This is a genomic window from Sutterella seckii (assembly GCF_009183815.1).
Taxonomy (GTDB): Bacteria; Pseudomonadota; Gammaproteobacteria; order Burkholderiales; family Burkholderiaceae_F; genus Sutterella; species Sutterella seckii.
In genome coordinates, this window is record NZ_WEHX01000011.1 from 20,307 (window position 1) to 41,446 (window position 21,140).

A 21,140-nucleotide genomic window follows, 5' to 3' on the forward strand; every position below is an offset into this window, starting at 1 on the left:
ATGCAACAAATATTCTCATGAGGAATAATCACTATTCCTGACATTCCGACGGTTTAAAGATCGACCAGTGCGCGGATCCGAACAGGTTTGCTTCCGGCAGATCCCGCCCGCTTCTTGATTTTTGTATTTCGCTTTCAATGAAGGAAGCCTCCCTCGGGCGAGGCATGCATACCGCATCTCTTATGTCAGCGGGCGAAAGCACTGCAATGGCAGCCCTCTGATTACAAACGCTTTAATTCCGCTCGTACACCTGTGGTAATTTCGAGGAACCGATCCTTTTCTCTTATCTTTCTTCTCCCGACGAACTCATGCAGTTTCGCAAAGCGCTCACTGCCGCCACGGCCGCCGTAGCCATCATTCCCATCGTCGTGCTTGCCGCCTTCGAGTGGCGGAACGTCCTCAGCGAAATGGATGCGCTCGAAAAGAGGCAGAGAATGACGGCCGAGCGCATTGCAGAAGCGATCAATGCGAGACTCTCCTCTGCTCTCGAACTCATGCTCCTCGCAGCCTCGGAACTGCCGGAACTATCCTCTGCCGAAGCAAGAAACAGGACTCTTGCCCATATCGCCCGCGCCGAGCCGGCGTTTCTCAATCTGCATTTCGACACGCCCGAAGGCATCTCAAGCGGCTTCCATCCGCTTCTCAATCCGGCGGGCGTTCCCAACAACGGCGTTGATCACCGCGGGCGCAGGCACTGGAAGGAACGGCGAACCGATGCGCCTTACTGGATCTCAGCGAGCTTTGAGGCAACCGGCGCTGCCGATGAACGCATCGTCAACATCGGCGCTCAGGCGAGAACCCGGTCCGGTGAACTGGCCGGCTTCGCCGTCTGCGCGCTCGACCTCAAGAAGTTTGCTGCGATCGCCGCTGAGTACGAAAATCCCGGCGACGCAATCTGGATTACCGACAGTAAAGGCGGAATTCTCTATGCTTCCCGCGGGATTGAGGCAGCGCCCATCAGTGCTTTTGAGGCGCTCATTCCGGAGGGAAGCCCGACCGCTCCCGGACCGATTCCATTCAAGGCCTCTCAGGGCCAGAAAGTCCTCGAGGGGTGGTTTGCCGAAACCGGCCTCAGCGGAGACTGGCGCGTGATGGCTGCCAAACCCAATGCGCTCCGCCAGATGGAACTCACCGGAATTGTTCTCCGGAGCCTCTTCCTCATTCTCTTTGTTCTTGGAGCCTCCGGTTTAGCGGGCATGCTAGCCCGACGACCGATTGAAAAGGCGCTCTTCAAGCTTCAAAGCCAGGTAGCGGCGGCGAGACCCGAGCCGCTCCCTGACGAGCGCATACATTCGCTCTCCGAGTTCGAAGCGCTTCAGGCTGAATTCGGCCGCCTGATGAAGCGGCTCTCCATCGCCCGCGAGGAAATCGAGTCGGTCAACCGCCATCTCGCCGACGAAGTCGCCCGACAGACACAAGCGCTCCGAACCCAGATGGAAATGCTCTCCAGAATTTTTGAGAGCCTTGCTGACGGGCTTCTTCTGCTCGACCAGGAGGGCGCCATTGTCTGGGCCAATCAACGCGCGGAGCGCCTCTTCACAGCATCCGCTTCCGGAAAGATCCTCGGCTCAGCTGCCGGAACGCTTTTTGCCCAATGCCTGCAGTCGGGCAATGCGTCTCCTGCCCCGGAGGCCGTGCTCTCCGGCGGCACGCACCGGTTTCAGCTCAGATCCTCTTCCGGCGAACGGTTTCTCGACGTAACGGCCTTTCCCATTGAGGGAGGCGACCGCTTCGCACGCGGCATTCTCCTTCATGACGCTACGGACGCCGCCAGAATGGAAAGCCTCAAAGAGAATCTCATCGGCGTTGTGGCGCATGAGCTCAAAACGCCGCTCGCGGCCATTGCGCTCTCAGCAGAAACGCTGGCCCGTCAGGATGCCGGCTGGAGCGAAGAATTCCAGAACGATCTTCTTCAGGGAATGCGCCGGGAAGTCGGGGCGCTCCAGCAGCTGATTTCCGACTGGCTCGATGTGGCGCGCATTGACGGCGGCACCTTCATCATTCAAAAGCGGATCGTGCAGCTGAAGCCCATCATCCTGCGCGCGCAGAAGCGCGTCCGGGCGCTCGGACCGGCTCAGATCCGAATCACGATTGAGCCGGACGCAGAGTGCGTCAACGTTGACCCGGACCGGTTCCTCCAGCTTCTCACAAATCTCCTCTCAAACAGCGTCCGCTACCGGGCCCTGGAGCGCGAGTGCATCATTGACGTTCATGCGGAAAAGAAGCACTCCGAGCTTCTCCTCTCCGTCACTGACAACGGCATCGGCATTCCCGAAGGCGAGGAAAGGAGAATCTTCGACCGCTTTTATCAGGTCAACATGGGAATGCGCCGAAGAAGCGGCGGCACCGGTCTCGGCCTCGTCATTTCGCTTGCGATCGTTCGCGCTCACGGCGGAACGATTGAAGTCGCGAGCACGCCCGGCGTCGGCAGCACGTTCACTGTCAGAATTCCCTATTGAATGGATTCACGCCCATCCTCCCTGCCGCATTTCTCAAAATCAGCCATGACAACTTCCAGTCCCGACGCCGCCCGCCCGCTCATTCTCATCATCGACGACGAAAGCAGAATCCGCCGTCTCGTCGCAGCGAATCTCGAAACGCTCGGCTACGACACGGCCCAGGCCGCTGACGGCGAAATCGGGTTTGACATCTGGAAGCGCCTTGAACCGAAGCCGCAGCTCATCGTGCTCGACCTGATGATGCCCGGCATGGACGGCTTCGCCTTCCTTCAGAAGATTCGGGAGGAAAGCGAGGTGCCCGTCATTCTGCTCACGGCCCGTTCGGAACTCTCCGACAAAACCAAATGCCTGAGCGCCGGTGCCGACGACTACCTTGTGAAGCCCTTTGCCATGGAGGAGCTTGCCGCGCGCATTGCGGCAGTATTGAGAAGAACTTCCGTCAGGGCCTCTGCGGCGGCAGGTGCGCCCCGCGCGGAAGAATTCGTCAACGGTCCGCTCATCCTGGTCCCGGAAAAACGCGAATGCCGGTGGGGAGCCGCTCCTATACGGCTTTCCGACACGGAATTCCGGCTCCTTCTGGCGCTCGTGAAGCACCCGGGCGCCGTCATTGCGCATGACGCCCTGATCCGGGAGGTCTGGGGCGCCGAACACCTCGGCGAACTTTCGCTCCTTCGCGTCGCCTTCGCCCGCATCCGCCGAAAACTCTCGGAAGCCGGCGCCGACGGCTCCGTCATCTCTTCCTACTCCGGCGTGGGCTACGTCATCACCGACCTCTCGGAATCCTTTGATTGAAATCTTTTTGCAACCTTCGTCGACGCCATTGATGCGGGTATGAAATCTTCTCCTTCTAAGCTTTCCAATAACTCACGGGAGCCCTGACCGGCTCCCTTTTGAAAGATCAGAAGGAGACGAAAAAATGAACCGCAGTCCCGCCGCCAGTTTCTTACCCGTTCCGCCGGAGCCGCTCTCGGCGCCGCCGCTCTCGCGCCTTTTGCCGCGCAATCCGCGCACGCCGCGCCGGCCGACCGCAAATGGGATGAAGAAGTCGACGTGATCGTGGTCGGCACGGGCATCGCCGGGACGATTGCCGCCATTGCCGCAGCTGAAAAAGGCTCCAAAGTCCTGATGCTCGAGAAAATGTCCTTCCCCGGCGGCACGTCTCTCGTGTCCGGTCTCGACTTTGCCTGCGTCGGCTCTCCGCTTCAGAAGGAAAAAGGCGTCAAGGACGCTCCCGAACTCCTCGCCGGCGACATGGCGAAGGTTTCGGGCGGCTTCGGAAGCTATGAACGCGCTCTCCTGATGGCAAAGACCACCGCCCGCGTGGAATCTTTCCTCACCGCTCACGGCGTCAAGTGGGACGGGCGTCTCCTCAAGCTCGGCGGCCACAGCGTTGCGCGCGGCCTTTCCGCACAAGGGGGCGGCGCCGGCATGCTTTCCGCGCTCTGGAACTGGATGAAGGCGCATTCAGACATTCAGATCCGCACGAAGTGCCGCGCCGAGGAAGTGCTTTTCAATGAAAAGGGTGAAGCCTCCGGCCTCCGGGTTCGCGAAGGCTATGTGTTCTCGCGCAATGCAGACGACGACTGGGCGAATGCAACCGGCGTCATGAAGACGATCCGCGCCCGCCAGGCGGTGGTTTTCGCAACCGGCGGCTATGCCCAGGACAAGGCCTTCCGCTCGTCCGAGGTTCCCTTCCTCGCGGGCGTTGTATCGACCACCAATGCGGGCGCCACGGCCGGTTCCCTGAAGACGCTCGAAGCGGCCGGCGCTCAGGCCGTGCAGCTTTCGCTTTTCCGCTTTGCCTATCCGCTCCCGACCGAAGACATGATCTGGGGCATGCTCATTGACCCGGCCACCGGACGCCGCTTCATGAGCGAAGGCGAAACGCGCAATACGCTCGCGAGCGCCGTCCTTCAGCATCGTCTGCGCAACGGGGACCGCAAGCCCTTCATCGTCTGGGACGAAAAGGCGCTCAAAAAATTCCACAACATGAAGCGTCTCGAGCAGAGTCTTGCCGACAAGAACGGCATCGACGGCGCGATTCTCAAATTCGCATCGCTCGATGAACTTGCGAAGCACTACAGCACCGACGGCAAGGCGCTCCAGGAAAGCCTCGTCAAGTACAACGAGCTGATTGCCGGCGGCAGGGACACGGAGTTCAATAAGCCCATGGAGCGCTCCGGGCGCAAGGTGGAGCCGCTTTCCGCGGAAGGCCCCTTCTACACGATGGTCGTGACGCCCCGCCTCAACTACACGCCGGGCGGCATCCGCACCAATGAAAAGGCTCAGGCAATCCGCCTTCGCGACGGCGCGCCGATTCCGAGACTCTATGTTGCGGGCGAAGCTTCGGGCGGCCTTCACGGGCAGGAGCGCCTCACGGCCTGCTCCATGCCGGACTGCTCATCCTTCGGCCTGATTGCAGGGGAAAACGCGGCTGCTGAAACGCGCATCTGAGCGACTGCCGGTTACGTCCCCACAAGAAAACGTCCGCTTCTTCCTCACGCCTGGAGCCTGAGGGAGAAACGGCCGGCGTGAAGCCTCTTCCAGGACAACTCTGCCATTCCTGGAAGAGGCTTTTTTTTTATCTGCCATCTCATCCAGATCAGCCGCTCAGAGAGCGACAAAATGTGCAATAGTCCGACATTGTTGACATTCAGGAGGCCGGACGGGCCTTTTATCATGGAAGCTTCAGCCGTCAAAATTCTCGAAAATCCCAAGCGTCTTCGTTAGATTCGCGATCAGATGGTCGTGCGCGACGTATCGCTCGACAGCGACGACACGGTTTATCCCGCGCTTACCGCGCTGATTGCCCGGACGCTCGAAGAGACCGGACTCGTAGAAGACATGGCCCAGGCGCTCGGATACAACCCGGCGCTCACGCTCCATCTCCTCAATGCCGCTGTCGGCTCGACCGCCTCCTCTCTCCTCACGGAGAGCTTCAGACGGAAGGACCTCTCCGACCTCACCGACCGGGCCGTCGTCTCGCGTCCGAGCAAGCTTTTCGGTTCGGGTGCTCTGAGCGAAATGGAGATGAACGACCTCTTCCGCGAAATCAGCCGTAGCCCCAACCTCCTCCCGCGCTTCAACGTTGCCCGCATCCGGCGCTCGGGCGCGAAGCGCCTCGCCGTTTCCATCGGCATGGAACCGATCGTCCGCTGCAGCCCGAGCTTCGCGAAATCTTCGATTTCCATTTTGGACTTCACTGAGCCCTATGACCCCAGGATTCTGGGCGGCTTCCCGTCGAAAGCAAATTATCCGGACTGTGCCAAGGCGGCGTTCGAAGCCGTTCAATGCCTCCTTGACCGCACGGGCGCCCTGAAGGAAGGCTACGACGTCACCGTAGTCGACTGGATTACCTCGCTTTCCGACTTCCGGTCGCTTGCCAAGCTCGAAAAGAAAGGCTTCAAGTTCTTTGCTCAATCGATCATCGATCTTGAACCTGCTGAAGGAATCGCCCGGAAGCTCGTGAAAAAGGATGCGGACGATAATCCGGAATGGAAGAAGACGGGCAGCTCCGCTGAAACCATTTCCGGTCTGGAACTCCCTCGTTTTGAGAAACCGGTCTCGGCCGTGTTTCTGCATGAAAAATCCTATGAAGACGCAGCGGCCGAAGACCTCGAATGGATACTGAACGACGGGGGCCTCACGCAGGAAGAATTTCAAAAGAAAAGAGAAATCTGCGGCTTCCAGGCGTTCTTTACCAACAATGCCGGGCTCGATCTCATGAATGTCGAGGGAATCTGGTACCAGAACTTCGACGCGATCCCGCATGATGCAAAGACCATCGCCGACTGCATGGACGCTTACAACGGCACCAGCTTTGAGGGCGCTTCGCCTCAGGGACGGTTCTTCATGACGTACGTCGTCATCGCGGTCATTGACGCGCTGTACGCGAAATATCTGAAGAAGGTCGGCGTCGACGACGAATACGACGAGATTGACGGCTACCCGGACAACTTCATCGCCTCGCTTGTGAGGCTCCAGACGCTCGGCGTCGTGCAGGACTAGGGTGCAGCCGAAATGCGCTTTGCCGCGCCCGAGCATGAACTTCAGGCGTGCCGCGATGCCGCCCGCGGAGGACCTCCTCGAGTCGGCGCAGAAGGCCTGGGACGGGACCTCCGTCAATCCGGTGCTCGCACGCATCCGCGCTGCATCGAAGTCGTAAGTTCGCGAAAGCGCCCTTCCGCTTTCCATCATCCGGAGCAGGAATCCGCAGCCTGATTCCCGCCCAATAAAGAGCCGCCGGGACCCTGAAAGTTCCGGCGGCTCTCTTTCGCTTCATCCCCGGCGGCGCTCCAGACGCTGCGCCGCCTTAGGAAAGAAACGATCGGTTAAGACCCAGGGAAATTACTTCCCGGCCTTGATGGCTTCCGCGATGCTGTCGGCAGCAACGCGGCCCGACGTAAGGGCCCAGCCCACGTTGGCGCCGGCAGGCGAGTCGTCGCCCATCACGCCGCCCACGATTTCACCCGCACCGTAGAGGTTCGGGATGACCGAACCGTCCTTCTTCACGAGGTTGAGCTTGTCGTCCGTGCAGACGCCGCCCATCGTGGTCGCAAAGCGCGGCTTCTGCTCGACGATGTAGTAGGGGCCTTCGGCCGAAATTTCAGCCTTCATGTACTGAACCGGACGGTCGAAGTCCGCATCCTTCTTGGCCTTGACGAACCCGTTGTACTTGGCAACGGTCGCCTTCAGGTTTTCGGCATTGATGCCCGCCAATTTCGCGACGCCTTCGATCGTATCGGCCTTCACGAAGAGCGGCGGGGTCTTGCCGCCGTTGGCGAGATACTTGTCGGCATCCTCATGCGAAACGCCCGTTTCGGGGAGGCGCTTGTAGAAGCCTTCCCAGGACTTCTGGTCCATGAAGACGTAGGCCTGGCCGTTGGGGTTCTTGAGCATCGGCTCGAGAATGTGGCGGTTCGACGCCTTTTCATTCACGAAACGGACGCCATTCACGTTGACGAGAATGCCCGCCTGGTCAAAGGCGCCGACATTGGCGTAAATCGTGGACTTGGCCTTGCCCGGAGCGACTTCGATGCCGTTCGGATAGCGCTTGCCGTACTGGAGGAGCTGGGTCTTGACGCCCAACTTCTCGGCCATCTGGAGGCCGTCGCCCGTCGAGGAAACCGGACCGTAGTAGAGGACCTTCTGCATTTCGGGCGTGAGGAGCGACTTGTTGTTGCCGTAGCCGCCCGTCGTGAGAAGGGTCTTCTTCGCCTTGATGGTGTAGGTCGTGCCGCTGTTGAGGTCCACAGCCTTCACGCCCGTGACCTTGCCGTCCTCGACGATGAGGTCTTCAACGCGGGTGTTGTAGAAGACCTTGGCGCCGTTCTGGGCGATCACTTCGCGCAGGTGCTGCGCCATGGTGCCCGCGCCCCCCTGGAATTCAAGCGCGCGGCGGTGCGAATACTCGGCGAGGTAGGGAAGATCGTTCGGAATGAACTTGACGCCCACCTTTTCATTCAACCAGTCGATCGTGGGGCCGACGTTCTTTGCGTAGAGCGTGAGCTTCGAGAGATCGTTCTTGCCGGCGCCGTTCTTCAGGAAGTCCTTCACCATCGAATCGACGGAGTCGTCCTTGGAGCCGAAGGCCTTCTGGAGCTTCGAACCCTGGGCGACGACCTGGCCGCCCGAAATCGAAGCCGCACCGCCGATGAAGGGCATCTTCTCGACGAGGATCACGTTGAGGCCGTTCATGCGGCTGCGGATGGTCGCAGACATGCCCGCGCCGCCGCCGCCCACGATGACGACGTCAGTGGCGAGGTCTTCGTTTTTGGCAACTTTCTTAAGCACCACCGGAACGAGCGCTTCCGGATCGGCGCCCGCCTGCTTCACGCAGTCGGCAACGGCCTTCCTGATGGCGTCCGAAGTAATCGTGGCGCCCGAGACCCCGTCAACCTTCGGCGACTGGGCGTCGACGATCTTCTGCGGGAGCTGGTCGACGGCGAGCGTGCCGATGCCCTGGGTTTCGGTCTGCTTCACGACCTTGACGGCGGAAATCTTGTCGGCCGTGAAGGTCACTTCAACGGTGACGGCGCCGTGAATGCCGGGGGCGGAAGCCGTGTAGGTTCCCGCCTTGAAGGTGGCGGCGGAAGCGGCGGTCGCAAAGAGCGCGGCAACCGCAAGAGCAGCAAAAGTCTTCTTCATGGGTGAAATTCCTCGTGGAATCAGTCAATCAAAAAACAAATTTATTCTAGGCAATCATTGAGCATGAGACGCATCCGCATTACGGATTCATCGCGCGATGGAGCGTTTCGAGCACCGAGAGGCATTCCTCGGCCGGAATCTGGCCGGGCGCGCTCGCCTTTCCGCCCACGGACGCAAAGGTGAGGTCGGAGCCGAAGCCTTCCCCCGTAATGCGCGTAAGCACGCCCCACTTTCCCATCGCCATCGTGAGCATCGGACGGTCGCTGTAGTAGTGGCGCATCTTCGCGGTCGCGGTCATCACGGTGAGCGCGTCTTCAGGCGAGAACGCCATGACGGCGAGCTTCAGAATGTCGGCGCCGAATTCCTGCTCGAGGAGGAGCCTCCTGATGATTTCGCCTTCATCAGGCGTGAACTTGAATTCATGGGCGCTGATGATGACTTTGATGCCTTTGGCGTGCGCCGCCTTGACGAGGGAGCGGATCATGTCCGCATCGCGGAAGAGCTCAAGGTCAATGATGTCGGCTTTGCCGGACTCAATGACGGCGCGGTAAACCTCGCCGTAGTACTTGTCTTCGGCAATGAAGGGGCCGCCGTCGGTGCCGTTTCTGAGCGTGACGAGGACGATCTTGTCGCCCGCCGCCTGATAGGCCTTCCGGGTCACCTCGGCAAACTCAGCCGGAGCGAGTTTTCCGAGATAATCGATGCGGACCTCGACCATGTCGAGGGCCTTCATGCCGGCAAACTTCTCGAGCGTCTGATAGAGGTCGGCAGCATTCTTGCTCGTCGTCGGGGCGATCAGCTTCGGGCGCCCTTCGCCGATCCGGCGGCCCTTGACCTCGAGGGGCTTCACGGCGCCGACGCCCCAGCCGGGAGCGCGGTTTTCCGTATCGATCGGGCGCATCTTCTCGCCGAAATGGTCCGAAACGCTCGCTTCCGCAACCGGAACCACAACCGCTGCAGCGGCTCCGAGCGCGGAACCGAACAGATGACGACGCTGCATTCTCAATCTCCTTTCCTTTGATTTTTCGTGCCGTCGCCGGACATTCAAGGCCGGTCTGAAGCCTTTGAATCTTTTGCCCGGGACATGCCCGTCATTTTCCGGGAGGGTTCATTTCTCAACTACCCCCACCCGGGTGTAGTGGAGCGAGAAAAGAAGGAAAAAAGAGAAAATCAGAAGAGCGCAGCGTTCCTCCCGGCAGCGCGCCCCATCACGAGGCAGTTGGAAATGCCGGCGCCTCCGAGGCGGTCGCGGCCGAAAATGCCGCCTGCGAATTCGCCCGCAGCGTAGAGCCCCGGAATGGGAATTCCGCGCTCATCAATGACTCTCGCCTCGCGGTCGGTTGCGATCCCGTCGAAGGACGTGTGAACGAAGATCCGCTCCCGCCCCCAGTAGTAGGGCGGGTGATCGAGCGTCTGCGTGAAGATGGTCTTCCCGAACTCCGGGTCGAACCCGGTGCGCGCCGCACGGTTGTATGTGTCGAGCGTTTCCTTCAGGACCGCTGCCGGAATGCCCATGCCTGCCGCCATCTCCTCCACCGTGTCCGACTTCTTGACGAAGCCGTTCGCGATCTTGAGGCCGAGGGTTGCGCTCTTTCTTGAGGCGCTGTCGGTGATCACCCAAATTTCCTTCTCGGGCTGCCGGAGAACGGCCGCAGAAATCTTGTTCCAGGCGAGGCCTTCGTCGATGAAGCGCCGGCCCCGGAGCGTGATGAAGATATCTCCGCCCGCGTAGTCGATGAGCCTTCCGCCCCAGTAGGGCAGCAACTGAAGCCCAAAGCCTTCTTTCCAGAAGCCGCCCGCGTTCCTTGCGAGCTCCGCGGCCGTCGCCTCACGGTTTTCCCAGAGCGTGCCGAAAGGATTGGCCGACGTCTGCATCTGCGGATCGAGCTCCGGCATCACCTTCATCCGCATTTCGCGGCACGCGCCGAAGCCCCCTGCCGCGAGAACAACCGCGCGGGCGCGGAGGTACTGAAGAACCGGGAGATCGGAAAGTCTCACGCCGAGACGCCATCCGCTGTCGTCGGGGACGCGATCGAGCGCCCGGAGATCGGCTTCAAGGAGAACGTCGACGCCGAGCGCATCTGCTCGCGTCATGAGAGCGAGCACGTAGCTTCTGCCCGCGGAATTCCCGTAGCTCGATACGCACCGAGGCCGCGTTTCGGCTCTCGCCGTGAAGAGGCCGCCGAACCGCACGCCCATGGAAGAGAGCCATCGAAGCGCAGATTCCGACTCTGCTCCGATTCTTTCCAGAATTTCAAGGTCCCCGCAGTTGTCGCCGAAGGCGTAGGAATCCCTGGCAAAAATCTCCGGCGAATCCTGAAATCCCTTCGGCCCCTGGAGCTTCCGCGATACAACGCTGATGCTCCCGCTCGAATAAATGCTGTGACCGCCCGCGAGCGGCCCCTTTTCAAGAAGAAGCACGCGCTTAGCGCCCGCTTCCCTTGCGGCGACGGCTGCAGAGAGCCCGGCAATCCCTGACCCCACAACGACGACGTCGGCTTCCGCGGGGAGCCTTTCCGCCTTTTCGGAAGCAAAAGAGAAGCCTCCGAAGGTAAGGCCGCCCGCAGCAAGAGCCGACGCAAAAGCACCCCCGAGCAGTCCGCGCCGCGTCCATCGCTTTTGTGCGCTTTCGTCAGTCACCCTGCGTCTCCTTTTCCTTCTCCGCCTTCACCCATTGAAAGGCTTCAAGCGCGCTCTTGATTCCAAGCTTCCCGTAGGCGTGGGACCGGTGCATCTTGACGGTTTCCTGAGAGAGGCCGAGCTTTTCAGCGGCCTCGCGGTTCGAGAGCCCCTCGGCCACGAGTTCGAGCACCTCGCGCTCGCGGGGCGAAAGCGCCTCGAACTTCTTCGACTCCCTCGCCTTCGCCTCCCGCTCGCGGCGTCCGCCGCAGAACGCTCGCAGGCCGCGCGCACCGTCTCGTAGACCACCATGGGGTCCGCCTTCTTTTCGAGAAAGTCGACGGCCCCGAGCTTCATCGCGCGCACGGCGGCGCCGATGTCGCCGTGGCCCGTGAGCAGAATGACGGGCGTGAGTACTTTCTGCGCGTGCAGGTGCTCGACCACCTCCATGCCGGTCATTCCGGGCATGCGGAGATCAAGCACGATGCAGCCCGGGCGCTCGAGGTCGTCGTCATCGAGAAACTCCCGGGCGCTTCCGTACTCCCGCACTTCCATGCCGAGGGTCATCAGAAGAAGCCGCTGGCTCTGACGGAAATCCGGATCGTCGTCGACGAGCCGCACGACTGGGTTCAAATTCTTCATGCCTTATCTCCTTCTCATTCTTTCCGGGCCGCTTCCGGAAAGCTCAGCACCACCACGACGCCTCCGGCCTCGCGGCGCGCGAACTTCATGGATGCGCCGTGCCCTTCGGCAATGCCTCTGCAGATCCCGAGACCGATCCCGAGTCCCTGAGGGCTCGGAACGATGGCGTCGCCGAGCTTCGCGAGCCGCGCCATTGCCGCGTCGTCGAGCTTCGCGCCTGAATTCTCGATCACGACCTCAATGCGGCTCTCGCCCGGGGCGGGTCGCGGGTCCAACTCATTCCCCGACGATTCCTCCGGGCGCTCCGCCGCAACGCGGTTGATCATGACGGAAACGAAGGGCGGCTCGCTCTGAGATCCGAAAGCTGCGCTTGCGGCGTTCCTCACGAGGTTCAGAAAGAGCACCTCGAGCTCGAGGGCGTCGCCGAGAACCACGGGCTCAAGCCCGTTGGCATGAAGCTTCACGGAGAGCCGCTCGCGCTTTTCTTCCGAGAGCTCGCTTCGCGCCGACCGGATCCCGCGCTCGATCACCCTGAGAAGCGGCACCTCCGCATGTTCGGTTCTGCCGGTCCTCGCATACTGCCGCACGCGGTCGACGATGCCGGCGACCTTCTCGGCCTCGTGCTCGACGCCCTTCAGAGCCACGGCAATCCGCTCCTCCTTCTTTTCATCATTCCGAAGAAGAATCCGCAGAACGGCGCAATAGGCTCGGATCGCGCCCACCGGCGCATTAATCTCGTGCGCCACCATGCCGGACATCTGGGAGACGACCGAGCGCCGCTCGAGCCCGGCCGCCTGCTGGCGGGCTTCCGCGGCTTCGGCTTCGCTCCTGATATTCCGCTCGAGCGCTTCGCTCAACGCCTGCGTGCGCTTTTTGAAGAGCACATGGAGCCGGATTTCGTTCAGGATCAGAAGAACGAGGATCCCGAGGAAGAAGAGGATCTCCTCCCGGTAGCGGAGGAATATTGCTCCAGGACTCATGTCCCTCAGATGCGCCCACGGGCCGACGCGAAGGTCCTGAAAGAGCTTCAGCACGGGAGCGTCCGAAACGTTCGCGAACCATTCGTAGCCGTCGATGTCCTTAAGCGACAAAAGGGCCCCGAGCACATCCCTCACCTTTTCCTCATCGGTGTCGCCGAGCGCCACGAGGCTGAGCCCTGGATAGAGGTCCGTGGAATGGAGGCACCGCAGCCCCTCGGTCTTCGCGTTGATGACGCGGAGACCCTCCGTTCTGGCGAGCTTCTTTTCCGCCACTGCCTCTAGAAGGCATGCGGGGAGTATCCCCACGTCCGTTCCGCCCGAGAGGACTTCAGAAATCACGTCCGGATACGCGTTGCTCTTTACGACGAGTTCAGAGAAGAAATGGTCCGGGTCGAACCCTGCGCGCTCGATTTCGCCCGCGGCCGCGAGCCACCCTTCGACCGTCGTCTGGAGTCCCGACGCCGCCCGCAGGCCTTCGATGTCCCTGAGCGTCCGCCAGGGGCGCTCCGCCCGGACGATGAAGACCGAACCCACGGAATGGTCCGCGCGGTCTGCAAGGACCGTGCGGCGCGTGGCGATTCTCACCGCGGAAACGCGCGAGGAGAGCTGGGCGTAGGCCGCGAAGCCCGAGGGCGCGAGGAGAAAGTCGGGCTTATTTGAAAGAAGCGACTCCTCGGCGTCCGCCGCCGGGATGACCATCTGCCGCCAGCGGTACTGCGGAAGCCGGTCGGAGAGCTGCTCGAGCGTGCGCTCGAGCGCGAGCGCATCAAACGGATTTATGAGCGTGTCGACGACGCTGATCGAAAGGAGCGGCCGGAAGTCGCCCTGCTTTCCCGCAGGGGCCTCAATCGTCACGCCCGAAATGGGGAGCGCCTCGGCGCCCGTCGCAGCGCGTGCGGACAGTACGGGCAGTGCGGCGCCTGCCGCTCCGGTGATGAGGGCGGCAAGGAGGAATAAAGAGGAAATCCGGGAGGCAAGAAGCTTCATGGCGTCAATGATGCGGGATTTCTGCGCTTCCGTCCAACACCCGAAGAGGTGTATGGGCCCGGGGCTCCTCATGAGAAACAACGAAACCGGACGCCGGGCGAAAGACTCTTCCCCGGCTCACGACAATCGAGCAGTTTTGGCAAAGGGGAAGCGCATTTGCGCAATCCTCCCGTAAACGGCGTCCTTAAGATTTCATCCATCAATCAGGGAGGCATTTGCCATGAACCAGACATTCAAAATGACGAACGGCGTCGAACTTCCGGCGTTCTTCTTCGGGGTTTACCAGATCCCCAACACCACTGCCTGCGAGGATGCGGTCAATAACGCCCTCGCTGCGGGCTATCGCGCAATCGACACGGCCGCGTCCTACGGGAACGAAGCCGCGGTCGGGCGCGCTTTGGCCAATTGCGGCGTCGCGAGAAAGGATCTTTTCGTGACGAGCAAGCTCTGGGTTGAGGATGCAAGCGAAGCCGGCGCCGAAAGGTCGGTGAAGCGCTCGCTCGAACTTCTCGGCCTCGACTACCTCGACCTCTACCTCATCCATCAGCCCGTGGGCGACGTCTACGGCGCCTGGCGGGGGCTCGAGAAAATGCTCGCCGACGGCCTCGTGAAGGCCATTGGCGTCAGCAACTTCGCGCCCGACCGCCTCATGGACCTCGCGCTCCATGCAAAGGTCTGTCCGATGGTAAATCAGATCGAGATCAATCCCTTCTGCCAGCAGAGGGACGCCTTCCCCGTGATGAAGGATCTCGGGGTCGTGCCCCAGGCCTGGGCTCCCCTCGCAGAAGGCAGAAACGGCCTCTTCTTCAATTCGACCTTGCGTCTTATCGCTCAGAAGCACGGCGCTTCCGTCGCTCAGGTTGTGCTTGCCTACGTCTCGGAACTCGGCGCCTCAGTTGTGAGCAAGAGCGTGTCGCCAGCCAGAATGAAGGAAAATCTTTCTGCAGCTGATCTCGTCCTTGACGACGAGGACCGGAAGATGATCCGGGCGCTCGACCGCAATGAAAGCCAGTTCTTCTCCCACCGGGATCCGGCCATCATCCGCTGGTTCTCCGAGAGGCGCATTGCGCACTGACGCCTCCGGAGACAACACTGAATTGAGGGCTTCATCATGAAAACGCCTGAGGAATGGTTTAGAAACAGCTCCGCCGACCAGAACTGCACGGTCTGCGAGCACGAGGCCGAGGAATCGCCCTCGAGCCGCGCGCTGAGGCTGAGGCTTGCCGACCGCGTCCGCGAGATTGTTTTGAAGGGCGCCCTGGATCTTCATCCGATCGAAGGGCTCCACCTTTCCTACATCGAGGAGTCCGTTCAGGCGAAGAACTGCTTCTACCGGCTTTCCGTGGGCGTCATCCTCAGGGGCCACAAGCGCCTCATGATCGGCTCCACCGAATACCGCTACGGTCCGGGGTCGGCAATCGTCACGTCGATCGACATGCCGACCTCGTACGAGCTCATGAACGTCTCGAAGGAAGAACCCTTCGTCTCTCTCTCGATTCCGCTCAATACGGCAACGCTCGCCGAACTCATTCAGAACGACGATGCAACGAGCCAGGCAAAAAGCGTTTTCTCGGTAGAACCCTCATCCGAAGAGCTCATGGAGGACTTCTACCGGCTCCTCTCGCTTCTTGAGAAGCCAGCGCAAATTCCGCTCCGGGCTCCGCTCATCATCCGCGACATTCACTGCCTTGCGCTCTCGGGCGCGGGCGGCGACTGCCTGAGAGCGCTCTACGCACCCGATGCCGCCGGAAAGCGCATCCGGCAGGCGATCCGGTGGCTGAGGGACAACTACCGCTCGGAAGTCTCGATCGAGCGGCTCGCCGAAGTCGCGAGCATGGCGCCCTCGACCTTCCATCGACATTTCCGGGAATTCACGTCGTTGACGCCCTTGCAGTACCAGAAGCGCCTGAGGCTCTACGAAGCCCAGCAGCTTCTGCTCAAGGGCAGCACCGACGCCAATTCCGCCGCCTATGCCGTGGGCTACCAGAGCCCTGCACAGTTTTCCCGCGACTACAAGCGCCTTTTCGGCGAACCGCCCGGACGCCACATCAAGGGGAAGCTCGCCCGCATTCAGGATGCCGTAGTCAACAACACCGACTGAAAAAGAATTTGATCATGTTTGCTGCTGCAACCAAACTTTCCGCATCACTCGCCGCCCTGCTCCTTGCCGGAGCCCTTTCTGCCGCACCGCTCTCCATCGAAAAGCAGGGGAGCTTCGCCGCTGGCGGCACCGTCGTTCCGGCCAAAACCGCCTACGATCCCTATCACCCGACCGCTGACGGGCAGGACCTTCACGGCGATCACGCCTTCGTGAGGTACCAGATCCCGACCGATGCGAGAACCTATCCCCTCGTCTTCCTTCACGGTCACGGGGAATTCTCGAAGACCTGGGAAACGACGCCTGACGGCCGCGACGGCTTTCAGAACATCTTCCTCTCACGCGGCTTCAAGGTCTACCTCGTCGACCAGCCGCGCCGCGGAGGCGCCGGGAAGGCGACCGTAAAGGGCGAAATCCCCGCCAAATCCGACGAAGCCTTCTTCTTCGGGCAGTTCCGAATGGGAATGTGGCCCAAGTTCTACGAGAACTCGCAGTTCCCTGAGGATGCGGAGTCCCTCAACCAGTTCTTCCGCCAGATGACCCCCAACACCGCGCCCTATGACGCGAAGGTGAACGCCCGCGCGATGGCGGCCGTGCTTGAGAAGTCGGACGACGCCGTTCTCGTCACGCACTCCCAGGGCGGCGGCATCGGCTGGCTCACCGGCATGATGAGCGACCGCATCAAGGGGATCGCTTCCTATGAACCGGGGAGCAACTTCCCGTTCCCGAAGGGCGAGGTGCCCGCGCCCATCAGGACCTCGAGCTTCTTCGGCGACTTCAAGGCCGACGAAGTTCCGCTCGAAGACTTCAAAAAGCTCACGCGCTATCCGATCGTCATCTACTACGGCGACTACATCCCGAAGGAGCCGTCGACCAATCCTCACCTCGACTACTGGCGCGCCGCCGTCAAAATGGCGCATCTGTGGGCGGATGCCGTCAACCGCCACGGGGGCGACGTTGAGGTGATTGAACTTCCCGAGAAGGGACTGCGCGGGAACACGCACTTCCTCTTCGCAGAGAAGAACAACCTCGAGGTTGCCGACCTCTTCTCCGCGTGGCTCAAGGACAAGAAGCTCGACATCCGCTGAGGCCTGAAACGGCAGCTCATCTGAACCCGTAAGAAAAATCCCCCGCAAACCGTGCAAGTCTGCGGGGGCATCTTTATATCAGCGCGGGAAGACTCTTGCCGGGAAACCCTCGCTGATGAAGATTTCTTTAGAAGCGGTGGATGAGACCAGCCATCACTTCAACCGCGCTCGGGTCGCGGTCTTCCTTGGCCTTGTATTCCAGCTTGTCCTGGAGATAGGTCGCAGCCGTATAGACGGAAGTGCGCTTCGAAAGGTTGTAGTCGTAGCCGACGGAAATGTTCCAGCGGTCGAGCGTGTTGTCGCTTTCAGCCGTGTCTTCCGCAGAAAGGTAGCCGACATGAGCCTTCGCGGTGCCGCCGAACGCCGGGACGCCGACGCCGAGCGCAACGCTGTAGCCTTCAGCGCCTTCGGCAGAGAAGCGCCCGGCCTTTCCGATCGAGCTGTCGTCGCCAATCGCCTTCTGGCCGACCGAGTACGCATTGTCGAAATACTGGAAGGCGGCGTAGGTCTTCATAAAGCCGAAGTCGTAGTTGCCGCCCAGGGTGACCGTGATCGAATCGTCAAGATCCGAGCCCCTGACGGTCTGCTGCGAACCGTAATTGACGGAGTCGACGATGCCGACGAGATAAAGATTCTCAACCTTGTAGTTGGCGCCGATTGCATAGTAGCGGTCGGCGGAGGCCTTGCCTTCATCCCAGGAAATCTTGGCCGACCCGGTCTCGCCGTTGTCGTCCGAGTTGCCGAACGAGAACTGGGCGAAAGCCGTAAAGCCCGCAAAGGTCGGGGTCTTGTAGGTGACCATGTTGTCGTAGCGCGTGTGGCCCGCAGCCTGCACGAACTTCATGCCGGTAAGGTCGCCCCAGCCCGTCGAGAAGGGACTCGTCTGTCCGAGGAGCCCGTAGGAGCCGAGCGCGCTCGCGAGCTGTCCCATGCGGCCGAAGGCGATTTCGCCGAAAGCGCCCGTCAAATGGAGCGAAGCTTCGCGGCCGAAGATCCTGTCGTCGCCGTTCGAATCGAACGTGCCGTCATCGGCATCAAACCCGTTTTCAAGGACGAAGCCCACCTTTAGGCCGTTTCCGAGGTCTTCCGTACCCTTCAAGCCGAAGCGGGAGCCGGAGTTCATGCCGGACTTCATGGTGAAGCTGTCCTCGGCATCAGCCTGAGCGTCGCCGTCGGAATGCTGGTACGAAAAGCCGTAGTCGACGAGACCGTAGAGCGTAACGTCGGCAGCAAGCGCCGAACCTGCAAATGCGCCCAATACCGCGAGCGCAGCCAGAGTCTTTTTCATTTAAATACCTCTTAAGCAATAAGAATGAAGTTCGCATCCTTGCTGCGAACTCATGTTTAGTGTCGCAGGTTTGTCTTTCAAATTCAAACTTGAACAAGCGTTCATCAATCTAAATTCCATGTTTACCTTCATATTTTAAATTGTAAGTCGGCTAACAAATTGTAAGCGCTAAACGCAATTCAAACATTGAAGTACATTTGCATAGTCAGCTATTAAATTAGATGGAATTTAGGAAAATCAATGCCATTTACGAGAGACCGCAAGCCCTCTCAAAATGAATCTGCAGGACTCACGGACGCCGGACGAATTCCCGCTTGTCAGGACTCAAGGCTCACCCAGGCTGGATGGCTTTCAGTCTTCAAAACCTGCCGCGCTGTAATCGAGGAGGATCTGACGCAGAGAGCTTTCAGTCGCGGAAAAGCCCGGCGGCAAAGCCTTGAGCAAAATGCTCTGCCTTCTTTTGCGCCCCATCGGCAAAGATCGCGAAGAGCCCGCCCATCGGCACGGATGCGCCGAGCTTTGCCCGGAGGACCTGGTTGCGGGCTTCGTCCAGAACGGCCTTCGCCGGATCCGCGCCGATTCTTTCCGCTTTTGCGGCGGCTGCCAAAAAGCCCGGGAGACTTCCGTAAAGCGCTGCCCTCGCCTCGAGGCGCTCCTCGAGCACCCTGCGGGCGGCATCGAAGTCGTCCTCGGAAATTTCTCCTGAATCCTTCAGAGTTCTGAGCTTCTCCCCGCAGGCAGCGGAAAAGAGCGCGAGCTCGATCGCGAGGAGCTCCTCCATGATCCTTGCCTTCTTCTTTTCCTTGAAGAAGAACATCGGCTCCCCGATTTCAAAGGCTACGAGAAAGGCCGTGCGGATCTCGCCCTTCACCTCCGCGTCAATCGAAAGCTGATCCATCGCGCGATCGCATTGAAGAGCGGCGTCGCGTCCGCGAATCTGGAGTTCCTGAGCCATTGAGATTTCCGGTGATGAAAGATGAGGAAGGTGCCCGGAATTATAGGCCGCAGGGGCTTTCTCCCTTTTTCGAAGCCTCTCGTCCCAGGCCGCCTCCTGACCCAGGTCAGGACAATCGGGTCAGGAGAAGCGCTTCGCATTTTTGGCTCATACTCGATGTAAAGCAAAATCAAATTGCTTCCCAAAAGGAGAGAAGAGATGAAAGTATGGGCCTATACCGCTGCTGCCTTTGCCGTCATGACCATGGCGGGAGGCGTTCTCGCAGCAGAGCGCACGATCACGACGGACGTGGTCGTTGTGGGCGCCGGTGCCGGCGGCCTCACGGCTGGCGTTGCCGCAACGGATGCCGGCTTGAAGACGATCGTTCTTGAAAAGAATGCCGTCGTGGGCGGCGGCGGAAACTACATGGAAGGCACCTTCTTTGTGGGCTCCGCCCTTCAGAAGGCCGACAACATCGGCGTGAACCCTGAGCGCCAGTTCAAGCGCGTCATGGACTTCCATCACTGGCGCATCAACGCCCGGGCGCTCAACAGCTGGTTGAAGCAAACCGCAGGCGTCTACGACTGGCTCGCCGACCATGGCGTCCATTACGAAGCTGTAAAGACCGCCTTCATTGACGGGAACCGCACCTGGCACATGTACAAGGGCGGCCACGGCACGGTGCTCGTGCAGGAATTCTCGACCCGCATCAAAGCAAAAGGCGGCGAGATTATGACCTCCACCCCTGCGCAGTCCCTCATCATTGAGGACGGCGTTGTGAAGGGCGTTAAGGCCGTTGCCAAGAACGGCGACACCCTCACGATCCGCGCTGGCAACACCATCATCGCGACGGGCGGGTTCTCCGGCAACAAGGAGATGGTTAAGAAGTACCTCCCCTATGCGGGCTACGAGAGCGCCGGGTCTCCGGGCCGCACGGGCGACGGCGTGCAGATGCTTGAAAGCGCGGGCGCGAAGCTCGTCAACATGAATGTCTGCATGCAGGCGGGCCTCTGGCTCAAGGGCGTGCCGACGGACCTCCAGTTCGGCAAGGACGGCGTTACGAAGGCGGAATACGTGCGGCTCCTCGCAGCGCTTTTCCAGCCCTACCTCAAGACCTCGCTTCAGGGCGAACGCGTTGCGGACGAAACGCTGCCGCTTGAATACATCTCGAACGCCTTTGAGGAAGTGGGCGGCGAAGGCTTTGCCGTCTTCGACGACAAGACGCGCGAAGAGATGATTAAGGAAGGGCTCCCGCGCGGCTACTTTGGGATGGTGACGCCGGGGACGAAGTTCACGAACTTCGACGCTCTCTTCGAGCGCGGCGTCAAGGACGGTTTCTGCTACAAGGCCGATACCCTTGAAGACCTTGCAAAGATGACCGGCATGGATCCCGCGCGCCTTGCCGCCACCGCGAACCGCATGAACAAGCTCGTGAAGATCGGCAAGGACGAGGACTTCTACAAGGATTCCGAGTGGCTCCGCGAAGTGAAGACCGGTCCCTTCTATGCGATCAAGGGCAGCCTCAGAACCTACGCCACCACGGGCGGCGCGAGCGTCAACGAGTACTTCCAGCCGCTTGACGAGAAGGGAAACGTCATCAAGGGCATCTACGCGATCGGCCAGGATGGTGGCGGCCTCTACTCCGACTCCTACGACATGCATATTGCCGAAGGCACGGCGAGCTCCTGGGCCATCTGCGGCGGCAAGCTCGCGGTGGACCACATCGTGAAGACCGCAAAGTAAATCCTGAATACGTGATGCACGTGAGAAAGCCCGGCGGAGACGCCGGGTTTTCTTTTTCGTGTGCCCGGCATGGGCGATTTCTATAGGGTGAAAGTCCCGATGAGCAGGAGGTAGTGCCAAGCTCACAGCCAGAGGCAAGGGTGTCCGTCGTGAGG

Annotated in this window: 16 protein-coding genes and 1 pseudogene; 9 read left to right on the plus strand and 8 right to left on the minus strand. The window is 60.6% G+C overall.

Features of this window, described 5'->3' with window-relative positions:
- The first annotated feature begins 308 nt into the window (after positions 1–308).
- The 5 genes from GBM95_RS03415 to GBM95_RS12950 all read left to right on the plus strand — a co-directional run bounded on the left by GBM95_RS03415 (position 309) and on the right by GBM95_RS12950 (position 6,624).
- Positions 309–2,459 (plus strand): sensor histidine kinase, encoded by a 2,151-nt coding sequence (locus GBM95_RS03415; protein ID WP_152157799.1) that lies wholly within the window; start codon positions 309–311, stop codon positions 2,457–2,459.
- A gap of 45 nt (positions 2,460–2,504) precedes the next feature.
- Positions 2,505–3,251, plus strand: a complete 747-nt coding sequence (locus GBM95_RS03420) for a response regulator transcription factor (protein ID WP_152157800.1) — start codon at positions 2,505–2,507, stop codon at positions 3,249–3,251.
- A 258-nt stretch (positions 3,252–3,509) separates the two neighbouring features.
- The gene (locus tag GBM95_RS03425; protein WP_264298070.1) at positions 3,510–4,913 is read left to right on the plus strand and encodes an FAD-dependent oxidoreductase; all 1,404 of its coding nucleotides are present in this window, start codon (positions 3,510–3,512) and stop codon (positions 4,911–4,913) included.
- A gap of 294 nt (positions 4,914–5,207) precedes the next feature.
- A complete protein-coding gene (locus tag GBM95_RS03430; RefSeq protein WP_152157802.1) occupies positions 5,208–6,467 on the plus strand; it encodes a hypothetical protein in 1,260 nt (419 codons plus the stop codon).
- 34 nt (positions 6,468–6,501) lie between these two features.
- Positions 6,502–6,624, plus strand: coding sequence for a hypothetical protein (locus GBM95_RS12950; protein WP_264298071.1), 123 nt, complete (start codon positions 6,502–6,504; stop codon positions 6,622–6,624).
- Positions 6,625–6,806: 182 nt separating this feature from the next.
- On the opposite strand, the gene GBM95_RS03435 is transcribed toward GBM95_RS12950, so the two are convergent.
- The 6 genes and pseudogenes from GBM95_RS03435 to GBM95_RS03455 form a co-directional block, all read right to left on the minus strand.
- Entirely contained in the window at positions 6,807–8,606 is a 1,800-nt protein-coding gene (locus tag GBM95_RS03435) for an FAD-dependent oxidoreductase (protein WP_152157803.1), read from the minus strand.
- A gap of 79 nt (positions 8,607–8,685) precedes the next feature.
- Positions 8,686–9,606, minus strand: a complete 921-nt coding sequence (gene aroD, locus GBM95_RS03440; protein ID WP_152157804.1) for a type I 3-dehydroquinate dehydratase — start codon at positions 9,604–9,606, stop codon at positions 8,686–8,688.
- A 170-nt stretch (positions 9,607–9,776) separates the two neighbouring features.
- Positions 9,777–11,246: an FAD-dependent oxidoreductase gene (locus tag GBM95_RS03445; protein WP_152157805.1), complete on the minus strand. Its 1,470-nt coding sequence runs from the start codon at positions 11,244–11,246 to the stop codon at positions 9,777–9,779.
- The gene (locus GBM95_RS12955; RefSeq protein ID WP_319643761.1) at positions 11,239–11,418 is read right to left on the minus strand and encodes a response regulator transcription factor; all 180 of its coding nucleotides are present in this window, start codon (positions 11,416–11,418) and stop codon (positions 11,239–11,241) included. Before GBM95_RS12955 ends, GBM95_RS03445 begins: the two co-directional genes overlap by 8 nt.
- A gap of 161 nt (positions 11,419–11,579) precedes the next feature.
- Positions 11,580–11,867: pseudogene (locus tag GBM95_RS12960) on the minus strand (response regulator transcription factor); the annotation flags it as partial.
- Between the two features lie 14 nt (positions 11,868–11,881).
- The gene (locus GBM95_RS03455; protein ID WP_193222559.1) at positions 11,882–13,834 is read right to left on the minus strand and encodes a sensor histidine kinase; all 1,953 of its coding nucleotides are present in this window, start codon (positions 13,832–13,834) and stop codon (positions 11,882–11,884) included.
- 220 nt (positions 13,835–14,054) lie between these two features.
- On the opposite strand from GBM95_RS03455, the gene GBM95_RS03460 reads away from it, so the two are divergent.
- From GBM95_RS03460 to GBM95_RS03470, 3 genes are read left to right on the plus strand one after another with little or no spacing between them, the layout of a single operon-like run.
- A complete protein-coding gene (locus tag GBM95_RS03460) occupies positions 14,055–14,909 on the plus strand; it encodes an aldo/keto reductase (protein WP_152157807.1) in 855 nt (284 codons plus the stop codon).
- A gap of 36 nt (positions 14,910–14,945) precedes the next feature.
- Positions 14,946–15,935 carry an AraC family transcriptional regulator gene (locus GBM95_RS03465; RefSeq protein WP_152157808.1) on the plus strand — a complete coding sequence of 330 codons (990 nt, stop codon included), beginning with the start codon at positions 14,946–14,948 and terminating at the stop codon, positions 15,933–15,935.
- A gap of 14 nt (positions 15,936–15,949) precedes the next feature.
- Complete coding sequence (locus GBM95_RS03470; RefSeq protein ID WP_152157809.1) at positions 15,950–17,020, plus strand: alpha/beta hydrolase; 1,071 nt, start codon at positions 15,950–15,952, stop codon at positions 17,018–17,020.
- Between the two features lie 127 nt (positions 17,021–17,147).
- On the opposite strand, the gene GBM95_RS03475 is transcribed toward GBM95_RS03470, so the two are convergent.
- Both GBM95_RS03475 and GBM95_RS03480 read right to left on the minus strand, forming a co-directional pair.
- Positions 17,148–18,308 (minus strand): porin, encoded by a 1,161-nt coding sequence (locus GBM95_RS03475; protein ID WP_152157810.1) that lies wholly within the window; start codon positions 18,306–18,308, stop codon positions 17,148–17,150.
- Positions 18,309–18,714: 406 nt separating this feature from the next.
- A complete protein-coding gene (locus GBM95_RS03480; RefSeq protein WP_152157811.1) occupies positions 18,715–19,263 on the minus strand; it encodes a hypothetical protein in 549 nt (182 codons plus the stop codon).
- Between the two features lie 198 nt (positions 19,264–19,461).
- On the opposite strand from GBM95_RS03480, the gene GBM95_RS03485 reads away from it, so the two are divergent.
- Entirely contained in the window at positions 19,462–20,985 is a 1,524-nt protein-coding gene (locus GBM95_RS03485) for an FAD-dependent oxidoreductase (protein WP_152157812.1), read from the plus strand.
- The last annotated feature ends 155 nt before the right edge of the window (positions 20,986–21,140 follow it).